General features: G+C 67.9%; 11 protein-coding genes and 1 pseudogene. 5 read left to right on the top strand and 7 right to left on the bottom strand.

The genetic code is table 11. From position 1 onward, the window contains the following. Positions 1–13: 13 nt before the first annotated feature. The 4 genes from ACILRB_RS09535 to ACILRB_RS09520 all read right to left on the bottom strand — a co-directional run bounded on the left by ACILRB_RS09535 (position 14) and on the right by ACILRB_RS09520 (position 5992). Positions 14–217, bottom strand: coding sequence for a hypothetical protein (locus tag ACILRB_RS09535; protein ID WP_395666058.1), 204 nt, complete (start codon positions 215–217; stop codon positions 14–16). A 79-nt stretch (positions 218–296) separates the two neighbouring features. Beyond that, a complete protein-coding gene (gene metH / locus ACILRB_RS09530; protein ID WP_395666057.1) occupies positions 297–4034 on the bottom strand; it encodes a methionine synthase in 3738 nt (1245 codons plus the stop codon). After that, complete coding sequence (gene metF / locus ACILRB_RS09525) at positions 4035–4955, bottom strand: methylenetetrahydrofolate reductase [NAD(P)H] (RefSeq protein WP_395666056.1); 921 nt, start codon at positions 4953–4955, stop codon at positions 4035–4037. Continuing rightward, positions 4952–5992: an ArsR/SmtB family transcription factor gene (locus ACILRB_RS09520; protein WP_395666055.1), complete on the bottom strand. Its 1041-nt coding sequence runs from the start codon at positions 5990–5992 to the stop codon at positions 4952–4954. The genes metF and ACILRB_RS09520 overlap by 4 nt, the downstream gene beginning before the upstream one ends. Positions 5993–6254: 262 nt before the next feature. Between ACILRB_RS09520 and ACILRB_RS09515 the strand changes: the two genes are divergently transcribed. Then, positions 6255–7031, top strand: a complete 777-nt coding sequence (locus ACILRB_RS09515; RefSeq protein ID WP_395666054.1) for a lysophospholipid acyltransferase family protein — start codon at positions 6255–6257, stop codon at positions 7029–7031. Positions 7032–7067: 36 nt separating this feature from the next. On the opposite strand, the gene ACILRB_RS09510 is transcribed toward ACILRB_RS09515, so the two are convergent. Continuing rightward, complete coding sequence (locus ACILRB_RS09510) at positions 7068–7304, bottom strand: hypothetical protein (protein ID WP_395666053.1); 237 nt, start codon at positions 7302–7304, stop codon at positions 7068–7070. Between the two features lie 39 nt (positions 7305–7343). Between ACILRB_RS09510 and ACILRB_RS09505 the strand changes: the two genes are divergently transcribed. After that, positions 7344–7649, top strand: coding sequence for a hypothetical protein (locus ACILRB_RS09505; RefSeq protein WP_395666052.1), 306 nt, complete (start codon positions 7344–7346; stop codon positions 7647–7649). Between the two features lie 22 nt (positions 7650–7671). Here the strand turns inward: ACILRB_RS09505 and ACILRB_RS09500 are convergent, their stop codons facing one another. Continuing rightward, on the bottom strand, positions 7672–8361 hold the full coding sequence (locus ACILRB_RS09500; RefSeq protein ID WP_395666051.1) for a helix-turn-helix transcriptional regulator: 690 nt from the start codon (positions 8359–8361) through the stop codon (positions 7672–7674). 425 nt (positions 8362–8786) lie between these two features. On the opposite strand from ACILRB_RS09500, the gene thrS reads away from it, so the two are divergent. Both thrS and ACILRB_RS09490 read left to right on the top strand, forming a co-directional pair. Then, the gene (gene thrS / locus ACILRB_RS09495; RefSeq protein ID WP_395666089.1) at positions 8787–10763 is read left to right on the top strand and encodes a threonine--tRNA ligase; all 1977 of its coding nucleotides are present in this window, start codon (positions 8787–8789) and stop codon (positions 10761–10763) included. Positions 10764–11088: 325 nt separating this feature from the next. Next, entirely contained in the window at positions 11089–12489 is a 1401-nt protein-coding gene (locus ACILRB_RS09490) for an undecaprenyl-phosphate glucose phosphotransferase (RefSeq protein ID WP_395666050.1), read from the top strand. A gap of 203 nt (positions 12490–12692) precedes the next feature. Here ACILRB_RS09490 and ACILRB_RS09485 read toward each other — a convergent pair whose 3' ends face one another. Beyond that, a complete protein-coding gene (locus tag ACILRB_RS09485; RefSeq protein WP_407070199.1) occupies positions 12693–15143 on the bottom strand; it encodes a response regulator in 2451 nt (816 codons plus the stop codon). A gap of 447 nt (positions 15144–15590) precedes the next feature. Here ACILRB_RS09485 and ACILRB_RS09480 point away from each other — a divergent pair. Beyond that, a pseudogene (locus ACILRB_RS09480) lies at positions 15591–15770 on the top strand (hypothetical protein); the annotation flags it as partial.

The following is a 15770-nucleotide window of genomic DNA, read 5'->3' as shown; positions in this document are numbered from 1 at the left end:
CCCCGGCGGCGCGTCAGGCGACGGCCGTCGAGGGCTGCGGCTCCTGCGCGTCAAGCAGCGCCTTGAACTCCGCCATGCCGAAGGTCGCGAGCGGGGCGAGGTTTTCGTCGAGGATCTCATAAATGACGTCGTCGACGGCGCGGTTGCTGAAGAAGGCGATCCCGTCCTGATCGCCTTGCGTCGCCGCGCGAAGACTTTGCTCGGCGACCATGCGCATGTCAGGCGCGGGTTCCGCCGCTGGACCGGCGCCTCGCCGAGCGCCGATCGCAACGCCGCCGCCAAATAAGAATTCACGCTTACTCCGCAGCCGCAGGCTGGGCGAGCGTCGCCGGATCGTAATTGAGGATCGGCGCGAGCCAGCGCTCCATCTCGGCCACGCTCATGCCCTTGCGCCGCGCGTAATCCTCGACCTGGTCGCGCTCGATCTTGGCGACGCCGAAATAGCGCGCTTCGGGATGGGCGAAATAAAGCCCCGACACCGACGCGCCCGGATACATGGCGAAGCTTTCGGTCAGCCTGACGCCGATGCGCGAGGGCGCCGACAACAGCTCGAATAGCGTCTTCTTTTCGGTGTGGTCGGGCTGGGCCGGGTAGCCCGGCGCCGGCCTGATCCCGCGATAGGCTTCGCGGATGCGCTCGTCATTGGTCAGCGTCTCGTCCGCCGCATAGGCCCAGAACTCGCGGCGCACGCGTTCATGCATGCGCTCGGCGAAGGCTTCGGCGATACGGTCGGCGAGCGCCTTGACCAGAATGGAGCCGTAATCGTCATTGGCTTTCGCGAAACGGTCGGCGATCTTGCCTTCCTGCGCGCCGGCGGTGACGACGAAGGCGCCGAGATAATCGCGCTTGCCGCTCTCGACCGGCGCCACGAAGTCGGACAGCGCGACATTGGCCCGCCCGTCACGCTTGGCGAGCTGCTGGCGCAGCATGTGGAAGGTCGCGAGCCGCTCCGCGCGCGATTCGCCGACGTAAAGCGCGACGTCGTCGCCGACGGCGTTCGCCGGCCAGAAGCCGATCACCGCCTTGGGGTCGAACCAGCGCTCCTCGACCACCCGGCGCAACATGGCCTGAGCATCGTCATATAACGCGCGCGCCGCCGCTCCGAATTTCTCGTCGTCGAGAATCTGCGGATAGCGCCCGCGCAGCTCCCAGGTCTGGAAGAACGGCGTCCAGTCGATATAGGGAATGAGCTCCGCGACGTCATAGCTCCTGAACATGCGCGAGCCGAGAAAGGTCGGCTTCGGCGGATCATATGACGCCCAGTCGATTTTCAGCGCGTTGGCGCGCGCCCTGGCGATCGGCAGGCGCAGCTTGTCGGCTTCGGCGCGCCGGTGCGTCTCGGCGAGCTTCTCATATTCGGCCTTGACCGCCGCCGCCGTCGCGCGCCCGTTCTCGCCGAGCAGAGACTGCACCACGCCGACGGCCCGGCTCGCGTCGGTCACATAGACCGCCTGGCCGCGCGCATAATTCGGGTGGATCTTGACCGCCGTATGCACGCGGCTCGTGGTCGCGCCGCCGATCAGCAGCGGCAGGTCGAAGCCCTCGCGCTCCATCTCGGCGGCGACGAAGCACATCTCGTCGAGCGAGGGCGTGATCAGGCCCGAAAGGCCGACGGCGTCGACCTTGAGCTCCTTCGCGGTGGCCAGAATCTTCGCCGCCGGCACCATCACGCCGAGATCGACGATCTCGTAATTGTTGCAGGCGAGCACGACGCCGACGATGTTCTTGCCGATGTCGTGCACGTCGCCTTTCACGGTCGCCATCAGGATCTTGCCGGCGGTCGAGCGCGCGGCCCCGCCGGCGCGCTTCTCCTCCTCCATGAAGGGGAGCAGATAGGCGACGGCCTGCTTCATGACGCGCGCCGACTTGACGACCTGCGGCAGAAACATCTTGCCGGCGCCGAACAGGTCGCCGACGACGTTCATGCCGGCCATCAGCGGGCCTTCGATCACGTCGAGCGGACGGGCGGACGCCGCGCGCGCCTCCTCCACGTCCTGCTCGACATATTCCGTCACGCCATTGACGAGCGCATGCTCCAGCCGCTTGCCGACCGGCAGCTCGCGCCAGGCGAGATCTTTTGCCGCCGCCTCCTTGCCCTTGCCGCGGAAACCTTCGGCGATGTCGAGCAGGCGCTCGGCGGCGTCGGGCCGGCGGTTCAGCACGACGTCCTCGCAGGCCTCGCGCAGCGCGGGCTCGATCTCCTCATAGAGCGCGAGCTGACCGGCGTTGACGATGCCCATGTCCATGCCCGCCCTGATGGCGTGGTAGAGGAACACGGCGTGCATCGCCTCGCGCACCGGCTCGTTGCCGCGGAACGAGAAAGAGAGATTTGAAACGCCGCCCGAAATATGGACAAGAGGAAAGCGTGTGCGGATCTCGCGCGTCGCCTCGATGAAGTCGACGCCGTAATTGTTGTGTTCCTCGATGCCCGTCGCCACCGCGAAGATGTTGGGATCGAAGATCACGTCCTCGGCCGGGAAGCCGACGTCCTCTGTGAGGATCTTGTAGGCGCGCGAGCAGATTTCGACCTTGCGCTCGAAACTGTCCGCCTGCCCGCTTTCGTCGAAGGCCATCACCACCACGGCCGCGCCATAGGCGCGCACGAGGCGCGCGTCGGCCATGAACTTCTCGACGCCCTCCTTCATCGAGATCGAATTGACGATGGGCTTGCCCTGCACGCATTTGAGGCCGGCCTCGATCACCGAGAATTTCGACGAATCGATCATCACCGGCACGCGCGCGATGTCGGGCTCCGCCGCGACGAGATTGAGGAACTCGACCATCGCCTTTTCGGAGTCGAGCAGGCCCTCGTCCATGTTGACGTCGATGATCTGCGCGCCCATCGCCACCTGGTCGCGCGCGACGTCGAGCGCGGCGGCGTAGTCGCCCTCCTTGATCAGGCGGCGGAATTTGGCCGAGCCCGTGACGTTGGTGCGCTCGCCCACGTTGACGAAGGGGATCTCCGGCGTCAGCGTGAACGGCTCGAGCCCGGACAGGCGAAGCTGCGGCGCGATCTCAGGGATCGCGCGCGGCGCGACGCCTTCGACGCGCCGGGCGATGGCGTGGATATGCGCCGGCGTGGTGCCGCAGCAGCCGCCGACCACATTGACAAGCCCCGCGTCGGCGAACTCGCCGACAAGCTCGGCCATGAATTCGGGGCTTTCGTCATATAATCCGAATTCGTTCGGCAGGCCGGCGTTGGGATAGGCGCACACCAGCGCGTCGGCGACGCGCGAGATTTCGGAAAGATGCGCGCGCATCTCGCGCGCGCCGAGCGCGCAGTTGAGGCCGATGGTGATCGGATCGGCGTGGCGCAGCGAATGCCAGAAGGCGGTCGGCGTCTGGCCGGACAGCGTGCGGCCCGAAAGATCGGTGATGGTGCCCGAGATCATGATCGGCGCCGTGACGCCGAGTGTGGCGAACGCCTCATTGACGCCAAACAGCGCCGCCTTGGCGTTGAGCGTGTCGAAAATGGTCTCGATGATCAGGAGGTCGGCGCCGCCTTCGAGCAGCGCCTGCGCCGCCTCGGCGTAGGTCTCGCGCAATTCGTCGAAGGTCACGGCGCGAAAGCCCGGATTGTTGACGTCGGGCGAGATCGACGCCGTGCGGCTCGTCGGCCCCAGCGCGCCGGCGACGAAGCGGCGCCGTCCGTCCCGCGCCTGCGCCGCGTCGGCGGCGCGCCGGCACAGCCTCGCGGATTCGTAATTGAGCTCGCGCACCAGCTCCTGCATGCCATAGTCGGCCTGCGAGACGCGGGTGGAGTTGAAGGTGTTGGTGGCGACGACGTCGGCGCCGGCGTCGAGATAGGCGCGGTGGATCGCCTCGATCGCGTCGGGCTGGGTCAGGCTCAACAGGTCGTTGTTGCCGCGCAAATCGCTTGGCCAGTCGGCGAAGCGCTCGCCGCGGAACTGGCTTTCAGTAAATTTGCGCTCCTGGATCATCGTGCCCATGGCGCCGTCGAGCACGAGAATCTTCTCGCGCGCCAGCGCGAGAAAGGCCTGGCGGGTCTGCTCGCCCGAAAAGCGGAGGGTCATTCAGGCGGCCTTCTGTTGTTCGCTCTTCGGCCGCAGCCCAAGCAGGTGGCAGATCGCGTAGACGAGATCGGCGCGGTTGTTGGTGTAGAAATGGAAGTCGCGCACGCCATGGTCGACAAGCCCCAGCACCTGCTCGGCGGCGACGGTGGCGGCGACGAGCCGGCGCGTCTCGAGGTCGTCGTCGAGCCCGTCGAAGCGGTCGGCGAGCCACTTCGGCACGCTGGCGCCGGCCTTTTTGGCGAAGCCCGCGGTCTGCTTGAAGTTCTGCATCGGCATGATCCCCGGCACGATCGGGATCGTGACGCCCGCGGCCCGCGCGCGCTCGACGAAGCGAAGATAGATCTCGTTTTCGAAGAAGAACTGGGTGATGGCGCGGGTCGCGCCGGCCTCCTGCTTGGCGCGCAGGAAGGCGACGTCGGCGTCAAGCGACCGGCTTTCCGGATGGCGCTCGGGATAGGCCGAGACCGAAATCTCGAAATCGCCGACGCGCCTGATGCCGGCGACGAGGTCGCAGGAATTCTCGTAACCCTGCGGATGCGGCTCGAACGGCGCCCCGAGCCCCGCCGCCGGATCGCCGCGCAGCGCCACGATATGGCGCACGCCGGCGTCCCAGTAGCCCTGCACGATCCGGTCGATCTCGGCGCGCGAGGCGCCGACGCAGGTCAGATGCGCGGCCGGGCGCACCATCCCTTCCTTGGCGAGGCGCGCGACCGTCTGGTGGGTGCGCTCGCGCGTCGAGCCGCCGGCGCCGTAAGTGACCGACATGAAGCTCGGGCCGAGCGGCGCGAGCCGGTTGATCGACTCCCACAGCAGCGCCTCCATCGCCACCGTCTTCGGCGGAAAGAACTCGAAGGAGACGCAGATGTCGGGGCAGCGGGCGCGGCTCGCGCGCGGCAGTTCACAGCTCTGGTGTTCGCTCATGCGACTTCTCGCGCGGCAAGGGGAAAGGAGTCCGACACGATCCTTGGATCGCGTCCGAGCCAGATCGAAACGGTGAGTTTGCCGCCCTCCCCGGCCTCGGGGGCGAGGTCGAGCGGCGGCCCGGCCGCGAGGCCCGCGGCCTCGAGGAAACCCGCGACCTCCTCGCCCGAAAAGCCGAGACGGCGATGGGCGTGGGCGTCGCGCAGATGCTCTTCGTCGTGCGGCGCGAAATCGACGACGATCAGCCGCCCGCCCGGCCGCAGCGCCCGCGCCGCCTCGCGCACGGCCCGCGCCGGATCGTCGAGATAATGCAGCACCTGATGCATCATGATGAGGTCGTAGCCGTCGGCCTCGACCGGCAGGGCGTAGATGTCGCCCTGGCGCAGCTGCGCGTTGCGCAGCCCCGCGCGCTCGAACCGCGCGCGCGCCACGGCCAGCATCTGCGGCGACTGGTCGACGCCGACCGCGCGCGCGGCCTGCGGCGCGATCAGCTCCAGCATGCGCCCCGCGCCCGTGCCGAGATCGAGCAAGGCGTCGACCGGCGCGGGGCCGACGATCTCGCGGATCGCCGCCTCGACGCGCTCCTCGGGCAGATGCATGGCGCGCACCTCGTCCCAATTGGCGGCGTGCGCCGCGAAATAGCGCGCGGCCTGTTCGGCGCGCTGGCGGCGGACTTCCGAAAGGCGCGCGCGGTCGGCCGCGACCAGCGGCTCCTGTCCGTCGAGCCGGCCGACCACGTCGCGCGCGAAGCCGGCGGCCGGCCCCGTCTGGCTCAGAAAGAAAAAGGCCCAGGCGCCTTCGCGGTGCCGCTCGACGAGCCCGGCCTCGACCAGAAGCTTCAGATGGCGCGACACGCGCGGCTGCGACTGGCCCAGGATGGCGACGATTTCGCTGACCGTCAGCTCGGCCTCGGACAGAAGCGCGAGCAGGCGCAGCCGGGTCGCTTCGCCGGCGGCGGCCAGCGCCGCGAGAACCACGTCGAAGGACGCGATCTCCCGGGCGGGCGGACGGTCATGGGCTGGCGTTGCGTCTGTCATGCGGGCTCGCGGCTTTCTCTCGACGTTCGTCCGGGCTTTCCCTGACGTGCTCTGGAACGCTCCAGACGCCCCCCCGACTGCGGAACGCCCGACTATCTGAAACATATATGCAGATATCTTTATATGTAAAGAGCCAACTTGCGCCAAACCTGCGCGGGCGCGGCCCACGCGCCGACGCGACGGTTCATGTCGCGTCAAAGCCATGGTTTTGGCGCTTCGGCGCGTTTATGGTCGCGCGCCCGCCGCCAATCCTTCTGGACTCATGCTCCGTCTTCGTTCGTTTCTGTTCAACATCGTCTTTTACGCAAACGTCACGGTTCTGGCGTTCGGCGGCCTGCCGACGCTCGCCTTCGGGCGCGCGCGCGTGCAGGCGCTGGCGCGGCTGTGGGCGCGCAGCTCCCTTTTCTGGCTCGACGCGATCTGCGGCCTCAAGGTCGAGTTTCGCGGCCTCGAAAATCTGCCGCGCGGGGCCTGCGTCGTCGCCGCCAAACATCAGTCGGCGCTCGAAACCTTCGCCGTGACGACCAGGCTCGCCGACTTCACCTTCGTGCTGAAGCGCGAGCTTCTGTCGATTCCGATCTTCGGCTGGTACCTGCGGGGCGCGGACCAGATCGCGATCGAGCGCGCGCGGCGCGGCCAGGCGCTCGCCGACATGACCCGCGCCGTGTCCGAAGCCGTCGCCGAGGGGCGACAGGTGTTCATTTTTCCCGAGGGCACGCGCACGGCGCCCGGCGCGCCTCCCGCCTACAAGTCCGGCGTGGCGCATCTGTGCGCGGCGACGGGGGCGGTCTGCGTTCCGGTGGCGCTCAACACCGGGCTGTTCTGGCCGAAGCGCGGACCGCTGCGCCGTCCGGGACGGGCCGTCATCGAGTTTCTGCCCCCGCTCGCGGCCGGGCCCGACAAGCAGGCCTTCATGGCCGAGCTTCAGGACCGCATCGAATCCGCCACGCTCCGCCTGAACGAGGAGGCGCTCGCCGCCGACCCCGCGCTGGCGCCGCTGCTCGCCGGCGCGCCGGCGGAGCCGCCGGCGCATGCGTGACAAGAGGGGCGCCAGAATTTGCGGTCACAATAAAAATCAATCGTCACAGTTAATTTTTAATTGACCGTCCATTGGCTTTGTTCCATCTTTGTTCTTAACAAAGCGGGGGCTGGACCAATGGGCGTCGTTCTTCCCTTTTTTGCGGCGAATCAGGTTTCGGCGCAGTCCGGTTTCGGCGCGCCGCGCTTCGGCCCCCGTCCGCACGTCCGGGCGGCGGCGCGCGAAGCGCCGCTGCGCTGCCTTGACGGCGGGGAGCTCGCCGGCCGCTTCCATAAATGGCGCGCGCGTTCCGGGCGGGGCTATGTTTTCTCCGTGTTCGCGACACGCCCGCGCGACGCGCCGGGGGCCGGTCCGATCGGGGCGTGCGCCGAGCCTGCGAGCCCTCTCGCCGGCCTGCCCGAATTTGAAAGCGCCGTCGCCTTTGGCGTCGTTCGCACGGCGGAGGGCGGCCTGCGCCGTCTCGCGCCCTTTGAAATCCTGTGGCGCGACGGGCGATTTTGCGGCGACGCCGGGGGCGCATGGGCGGCGCTGCGCGCGGGCGCGGTCGAGTGGCATGTCCATCTGCTTGCGCGCGACGCGGCGGCCCGGCGAATCGTGCTCGACGATTTTTCGGCGTGAGCCCGCGACGCGCGCGCGGTCCTCAAACCTGTGCGAGAAGCGCCACGAGTTCGCCCTGGCGATGCGTCGCCGTCTTGCTGAAAATGGATTTCAGCTGGTTGCGGGCGGTCTCGCGCGAGATGTTCAATTCGAGCGCCGCGACGTCGGGCCCTGAGCCGCGCGCGATGATGCTCGCGAGCTTCGCCTCGGAAGGAGTCAGCGCGAAGATTTTCGAGAGCAGCGCCGGCGCGGGGCCGAGCTTTGGCCCGAGCGGCGCGAGCGTGGCGAGCGCCCGCACGTCGGACGTCGGCCAGCGGCACGACGGATCGAGCGCCCAGAAGCGCAGCAGAGCCGGCAGCCTGTCCTGGCGCGGGATGACGATCGGATCGTCGCCCGGAAGCGGGCGCGGCGCGTCATATTCAAACTGCTCGACATGGAGCCTGAAGCGATTGCGCGCTTCGGCGTCGCGAATGTGCAGACGCCGCTGGCGCACTCTCATGTCGTCGTCGAACAGGGCTTCGGCGGCGGCGTTGAAGTGAACGACGCCGCCGTCGACGTCGATCAGAAGCGCGGGCATGCCGACCGAGGCGAGCGGATCGCCGCCGGTCCCGTCCGGCCGTGCGCCGGCTCTCGCCATCAGGCCGATCTCCGCGGCGCGGCGCGCGAGGGCGGCCCTGGCGCGGTCCCCGCTGTCATGATCGGCGTCGTCAGTGCAGATGAAATAAGAGGTCATGGCTCGTCTTGCAGAATGGAGCGCCGATCGCGCCGACGCTCAATGTCGCCGTCCTGGCCTTCGCGACAGGAAAGAACATAGTTAAAAGGCGCGCTTCATCTTTGAACCGCCGGTTTTTACGGTGGGGGAACGCGCTGTTTGCTCGTCTTTCGAGAACAGGCTTAGCCGCCGCCGCCCAGGGGTAATGTGCGAATCCGCACATGGACGCGAGGAATGACCCATTTGTAATCTTGACGTCCGCCGCAGCGTCGGACCGCGGCTTTGTCCGCCCTGCGAATGCCGGCGCGGACGACTTGAGCCGCGCGGCCAAACGGCTTATCTCCCTCTCGGCGCGGCGAACGCGTCCTTCTGCGTTCCGCGTCCACGTCTCATTTTCGCGCTTACGCCGATTGGTTTCGGCGACTGAGCGCCAGGGAGCCCGCATGATGATCAGCGTCAGTTTTCCTGACGGCGCCGAGCGCCGGTTCGAAGCCGGAGCGACCGGCCTCGACGTGGCGAAAAACATTTCGCCCTCGCTCGCCAAAAGAACCGTGGCGATGATCGCCGACGGCGTCCTCAGCGACCTTTCGGACCCCGTGCGCGACGGCGCGCGGATCGAATTCATCGGCCGCGACCATCCGCGCGCGCTCGAGCTCATCCGGCACGACGCCGCCCATGTGCTCGCCGAAGCGGTGCAGGCGCTCTATCCGGGAACCCAGGTCACCATCGGCCCGGTGATCGAGAACGGCTTCTATTACGACTTCTACCGCGACGAGCCCTTCACGCCTGAGGATTTCGCCGCGATCGAGAAGAAGATGGCCGAGATCGTCGCGCGCGACGCGCCCTTTTCCAAGGAAGTCTGGACGCGTGACGAGGCGAAGTCCTTTTTCGAGACGCGCGGCGAGGCCTTCAAGGTCGAGCTCGTCGATTCGATTCCGGGCGACGAGGACCTCAAGATCTACCGCCAGGGCGACTGGCTCGACCTCTGCCGCGGCCCGCATATGACCTCGACCGGCAAGGTCGGCGACGCCTTCAAGCTCATGAAGGTGGCCGGGGCCTATTGGCGCGGCGATTCGTCGCGCCCCATGCTGCAGCGCATCTACGCCACCGCCTTCGCGACCAAGGCCGAGCTCGCCGCCTATCTGAAACAGCTCGAGGAGGCCGAAAAGCGCGACCATCGCCGCTTGGGGCGCGAAATGGACCTGTTCCATTTCCAGGAGGAAGGCCCCGGGACCATCTTCTGGCACCCCAAGGGCTGGACGCTGTTTCAGACGCTGATCGGCTACATGCGCCGCCGCATGCAGGACGCCGGTTATCTCGAGGTCAACACGCCCCAGGTGCTCGACCGGGCGCTGTGGGAGACCTCCGGCCACTGGCAGACCTACCGCGAGAACATGTATGTCGCCAAAACCGAGGACGACCGCGTCTTCGCGCTGAAGCCGATGAACTGCCCGGGCCACGTCCAGATCTTCAAGAACGGCCTCAAATCCTATCGCGACCTGCCGCTCAAGATCGGCGAGTTCGGCGTCGTGCACCGCTACGAGCCGTCAGGGGCGCTGCATGGGGTCATGCGCGTGCGCGCTTTCACGCAGGACGACGCGCATATCTTCTGCACCGAAGATCAGATCTTCGGCGAAACTCTCGCCGTCAACGAGCTGATCCTGTCGATCTACCGCGACTTCGGCTTCGAGGACGTGCTCATCAAGCTTTCGACCCGCCCCGAGAAGCGCGTCGGCGGCGACGCGGCGTGGGACAAGGCCGAAGCCGCCCTTTCGCAGGTGCTCGACACGCTCGCCACGCAGGGCGCGAAGACCGGCGTCAATCCAGGCGAAGGCGCCTTCTACGGGCCGAAGCTCGAATATACGCTGCGCGACGCGATCGGCCGCGAATGGCAATGCGGCACGACCCAGGTCGACTTCAACCTGCCCGAGCGCTTCGGCGCCTTCTATATCGGCGCGGACAGCGAAAAGAAGACGCCCGTGATGATTCATCGCGCCGTCTTCGGCTCGCTCGAGCGCTTCACGGGCATATTGATCGAGCATTTCGCCGGCCATCTGCCGCTCTGGCTCGCGCCGACGCAGATCGTCGTCGCCACCATCACGCAGGAGGCGGACGATTACGCCCTCGAAGTCGCGGCGCTGGCGCGCAAGCGCGGCCTGAGAGTCGAGATCGACCTGCGCAACGAGAAGATTTCCTACAAGATCCGGGAGCATTCGCTCGCCAAGATCCCGGCCCTGATCGTGCTCGGCAAGCGTGAGGCGGCCGAACGGACCGCCGCGGTGCGTCGTCTCGGCGCCTCCGAAACCGTCACCACGCCGCTCGAACAGGCGATCGACGCCTTCGTGGCGGAAGCCGAGGCGCCCGATCTCAGGCGCGCCCGTGAGGGCGGGAGCGCGGCGCTGGCGCGCGGCGCCGCAGCATGAGAATTGCTTGCGTCGCGGCGGCTGCTTGCGCCGCGACGCGCGTCCGACGGCCGAGCCTGTAAATAATTGTCCGCGCGTCGATGAATACTCGCAGTCGAAACGTTCAAAACTTCGCGGCTTCGTTGATAAGTTCGTGAGCCGCAGGTGTCGCAACGCACAGACCATGGGCCGCAGCGCTTCAGCCGCCGGCTTTTTGGTTGATTTTTCGGGGTCATCGTAGCCTAATGCTGACGCAAATCAGCGCTCAATTGCGGGTTCCGGAATGTATTTCAATCGCCTCAGCCACATTGCCGAACCTGACGTCGATGGAGCTGCGGTCCCGCGCGTGTCAAGATTTTACATATCTTACAAGAACATCGAAGTTTTCGCCGGCGTCGCCGACATTATTGTCATCACACTGTCAAGCATATTAGGCGTTGAACTTTACCAATATTTGTGGTTCGGCGAAGGCGCCGCGTTTGAGACCAGCCTCGGCGTCGGCCTCTCCCAGGCGCTGCTCTATACTTATGTCGCCAGTTCGCGCGGCCTCTACCGCCTGCCGGTGCTGCTCGCCCCCTCCCGTTATCTCGCGCGCATTTTCACGACCTGGGCGATCGTCGTTCTGTTCGTCGCGATCTTTCTCGTCTTCCTGCGCGGCGACGCCGTGCTGCCGCGCGGCGCCATGGCGGCGGCCGCCGTCCTTCAGATCTCGCTGTTGCTCGTCACGCGCTGGCTCGCCGAAAAGATCTCGCGCTCGCTGATGGCGCGCGGCGGCCTCGCCGGCCGCAAGGTCGTCACCATCGGCGAGCCGTCGGAGCTCATGCGCCTCTCGACCGCCGTGCTGTTCCGTTATTTCGGCCTCAACGAGATCGCCCGCGTATCGCTCTCCACCGCCAATGGCGCGTCCTCGAACGACGTGCTGGTCGATCTCGACCGCGCCATCCACGAGGCCCGCGAGCGCGGCGTCGACGAATTCATTCTCGCCCTGCGGTGGAACAGCCGGGAATTGCTCGAAACCGCCCGCGAGCGCCTGCGCGCCTCGCCGCTGCCCGCGCGGCTCCTGCCCGACTACACCATCCGCTCCGTGCTCGGGCGGCGCCTTCTCTCCACCAACGGTCCGGGACTCGCCCTTGAAATCCAGCGCGCGCCGCTGACGCAGACCGAGCAGGCCGTCAAACGCGCGCTCGACATCGTCTGCTCCGGCTTCGGCGTGATTCTGCTCTCCCCGCTGTTTCTCATCATCGCCGTGATGATCAAGCTCGACAGCAAGGGGCCCGTGATCTTCAAGCAGCGTCGCAACGGCTTCAACGCGCGGCAGTTTTACATCTATAAATTCCGCTCGATGACGGTGCAGGAGGACGGCGACAAGATCGTTCAGGCCCAGCGTAACGACAAGCGCGTGACCCGCGTCGGCCAATTCCTGCGCCAGTCGAGCATGGACGAGCTGCCGCAGCTCTTCAACGTGCTCAAGGGCGACATGTCGCTTGTCGGGCCGCGCCCGCATGCGCTCGCCCATGACAATGAATACAAGGTGCTGATCGCCAAATACGCCTTCCGCCACCACGTCAAGCCCGGCATCACCGGCTGGGCCCAGGTCAACGGGCTGCGCGGCGAAACCGGCCGCCTCGAGCAGATGGTCGAGCGCGTCAAGCTCGACCTCTGGTACGTCAATCACTGGTCGATCGCGCTCGACATCAACATCATCATCCGCACCTGCTTCGAGGTGTTGCGGCACAAGGCCTATTGAGCGCCGCGCGTCTTTTCTCTCTCTCTTTCCGGCCTCTCTCTCCTTTGCGGCGCGGCGACAACGCGCTCCTTCCGGACCCCGCGAGACGCAAACAACGCGCCCCGGCTCCGTTGTTTCGTGTCCCTGACTTTTCCCTGCCCTTTTCCAGACTTGCGCCGCGCAGGGACCGTTTTATCCGGCGCGGCTTGCCCGGGCCTGACGTCTCAGGCCGCGGCCTTGACGGCTTCGATGAGCTGCTTCAGCGTGAAGGGCTTGGGCAGGAAGCCGAAAGCCTCGCCTTCCGGCAGGTTGCGGGCGAACGCCTCCTCCGCATAGCCTGAAACGAAGATCACCTTCGCGCTCACGCCGCGCTTGCGCAATTCGCCGAGCATGGTCGGCCCGTCCATCTCCGGCATCACCACGTCCGAGACGATGAGGTCGATGCGCCCGGGATTTTCGTCGGCGGCTTCGAGCGCCTCGATCCCCGAGGCCGCCTGCAGCACGCTGTAGCCGCGCGAGGCGAGCGCGCGCGCGCCGAAGGCGCGAACCGCCTCCTCGTCCTCGACGAGCAGAATGACGCCGCGGCCGGTCAGATCCGCCGCCGGCTTCGCCGCTTCGGGCGCCGCGGGCGCGGCCTCGGCTTCGGCCTCGGCCAGGTGGCGCGGCAGCAGCACGGTGAAGGTCGCGCCGCCGCCCGGGGGGCTCTGGCAGAACACATAGCCGCCGCTCTGCTTGACGACGCCATAGACCATGGCGAGGCCGAGCCCCGTGCCCTTGCCGACCTCCTTGGTCGTGAAGAACGGCTCGAAAATCTTGTCGCGCACCTCGGGCGGCACGCCGCAGCCTTCGTCCTCGACCTCGATCGCGACATAATCGCCCTCGGCGATCGACTGTTCCCCGAACCCCGCGACCTCCGCCGCCGCCACATTGCGGGTCTTGAGAAGAATGGCGCCTCCGTCCGGCATGGCGTCGCGCGCATTGACGATCAGATTGACGATGACCTGCTGGAACTGATTGTGGTCCGCCTTCACCGGCCACAGGTCGCGGCCATGGCGCAGCTCGAGGTGAATCTTTTCGCCGACGAGCCGCCGCATCATGAGCTGCAGGTCGCTCAACACGTCGCCGAGCTGGAGCACCTGCGGCCGCATGGTCTGGCGCCGCGAGAAGGCGAGGAGCTGGCGCACCAGGCCCGCGGCGCGCAGCGCGTTCTGCTTGATCTGCATGATGTCGCGAAACGACGGGTCCGTCGCCCTGTGGCTCGCGAGCAGGAGGTCAGAAAAGCCGATGATCGCCGTCAGCACATTGTTGAAGTCATGGGCGACGCCGCCGGCGAGCTGGCCGATCGCCTGCATCTTCTGGGACTGCGCGAAATTGTTCTGCAGCGCGCGCTGCTCCGTCGTGTCAAGCGCGAAGACGGTCGCGCCCGGAACCTCGCCCGCCGCCGCCGAAATGAAGAAGCGCGCCGAGCGGTCGCCCTCGCCGGCGAGGGCGACGTCGAGCGGCGCGATCTCCTGCGCGCCGTCCGCCGCCGCCGCCAGCGCGGCCTGCAGCGTCGGCCGGTCGCGCTCGGCGGCGGCGCGCAGGATCGAGCCCGGGGCGCCCTCGACGCCGGGCTTCAGGGCCTCGGGCGCGACGCGGGCGAAGGCGCCGTTCGAGCGCAGGATCGCGCCCGACGCGTCGACGCTCGCGATGGCGATCGGGGTCGCCTCGAACATGCGGGCGATGCGCAGGGCGATGGAGCGCTGGTCGCCGGCGCGCTCCTGCGCCGCCTCCCGCGCGAGAACGAGCCCGACGCGGACGGACATCGCGCTCCCCCCGGCGCCAAGGACGCGCCGGCGCAGGATCCGCGCCGGCAGGCCGCGCCCGTCCGCGCCCGAAAGGTCGAGGTCGACACGTTCGCCCGCCGCCTCGCCCGACGCGAGCAGGGCCGCCGCGCCCTTTTCGCCGAAAGCCGCGGCGAGCGCGCGTACGCCCTGCCCCGCGAAGTCGTCAAAGGCGGGATTGGCGGCGAGGATCGCGCCGCTTTCGTCGAAGCTGAAGACCCCCGCAGGGAGGGCGTCGAGCATTTCGGCGGCCTGGCGCAGGCGGGCGGCGTCGCCGGCCTCGCGCGCCACGTCGCCAACAAGCCACAGCGTCGCGCGGCGCCCGTCGGCGAGGACGACGCCGCGCGTCTCCACACGCAGGCGGTCCGGGGCATGGCCTCCGGCGTGGCCAAGGGCGCGCCGCCAATGTGAAAGATCCTCGACGCGCGCCGCGCCGCCCCGCGCCGCCTCGGCGAGCCGATAGACCGCCGCGGCGTCCTCCCCCTCCCCGAACAGGCGCTCGGGCGCGCGCAGGTCTTCGCCTCCGCACAGGGCGCGATAGGCCCGGTTGGCGTAAAGCACCTCTCCGTCCGGCCCGCTCAGAACCATAGCCTGGGGATTCAGCTCGCAGGCGAGGGCGGCGAATGTCTCGGGCGTCGCGGCGCGGGCGCGAAGCGGCAGACCGGCCGCGCGCGCGAACGCCGCGAACACGCCGACCGCCGCAAACAGCGCGAGCAGCGCCCCGGCGAGCGCGCCGCCCTGCGCGGCGAGGATTGCGGCGAGCGCCGCAGCGAGCGCGCCGGCGAGGGCGGCCGGGCCGAGGCCCGCGCGCCAAAGCGGAAAAGATTTGAAAGGCCTGGCCTCTGTCTGCACGGCGGTCGGATCTTTCGGGTCTTGGGCCGCGGGGGCGACCGGGACTGCGCGGCGCTCTCGCGGCGCCGGCGCCAGCATAGGACGTGCGCGGCGGCGCGTGAATCGGCTTTGCGCGGGCAAGGGTCGAGCCGAGGATTTCGGCCTCGGCCGTCGCACGATGCTTGATCGCGGCGCGCGCATTTTTTAAGCTGCGCCGTCTCATTCAAGGCGCGTCGTGCATCGTCGCCCGCCTGCGAGCGGGCGGAGCGCTGGCGGCGGGCCCGTCGGCGGCCGTCCCTCCGGAGCATCCGCCCGAAAGGCCGCAGACTTTCGGACCGGGCGGATACGCCAAGACAATGAGATAGAGAGAATGCCCGGCGCGACGCCGCCGGCCTCCTCTTTGGGCCTCATCACCATCCGAGCGAGCCGATGCAGGGCCTCACCGACAGGATTCTCGAGAGCAAGAGCTTGACCCTTCTCGTCATCGTCGCCGCGCTTGCGGCTGTTTCAGCGCTGGCCTTCCTCGCCGTCCGCCTCCTCCAGCGCCGCGTCAAGGCGCCGAACGGCCGCGCGCGGCCGCCGCGCCTTGGCGTCGTCGACGTGTTCGACCTCGACCGGCGCCGTCAGCTCGTGCTGATTCGGCGCGAC

It is taken from the genome of Methylocella sp., assembly GCF_044226135.1.
Classification (GTDB): Bacteria; Pseudomonadota; Alphaproteobacteria; order Rhizobiales; family Beijerinckiaceae; genus Methylocapsa.
Note: the sequence above shows the minus strand (reverse complement) of the source record. Positions and strands in the feature narration are given on the sequence as shown.

Excerpts from the sequence above, each read along its gene's own strand:
- ACILRB_RS09535 (WP_395666058.1), bottom strand. The coding sequence starts at position 217 with ATGCGCATGGTCGCCGAGCAAAGTCTTCGCGCGGCGACGCAAGGCGAT.
- metH (WP_395666057.1), bottom strand. The coding sequence starts at position 4,034 with ATGACCCTCCGCTTTTCGGGCGAGCAGACCCGCCAGGCCTTTCTCGCG.
- metF (WP_395666056.1), bottom strand. The coding sequence starts at position 4,955 with ATGAGCGAACACCAGAGCTGTGAACTGCCGCGCGCGAGCCGCGCCCGC.
- ACILRB_RS09520 (WP_395666055.1), bottom strand. The coding sequence starts at position 5,992 with ATGACAGACGCAACGCCAGCCCATGACCGTCCGCCCGCCCGGGAGATC.
- ACILRB_RS09515 (WP_395666054.1), top strand. The coding sequence starts at position 6,255 with ATGCTCCGTCTTCGTTCGTTTCTGTTCAACATCGTCTTTTACGCAAAC.
- ACILRB_RS09510 (WP_395666053.1), bottom strand. The coding sequence starts at position 7,304 with ATGGAAGCGGCCGGCGAGCTCCCCGCCGTCAAGGCAGCGCAGCGGCGC.
- ACILRB_RS09500 (WP_395666051.1), bottom strand. The coding sequence starts at position 8,361 with ATGACCTCTTATTTCATCTGCACTGACGACGCCGATCATGACAGCGGG.
- thrS (WP_395666089.1), top strand. The coding sequence starts at position 8,787 with ATGATCAGCGTCAGTTTTCCTGACGGCGCCGAGCGCCGGTTCGAAGCC.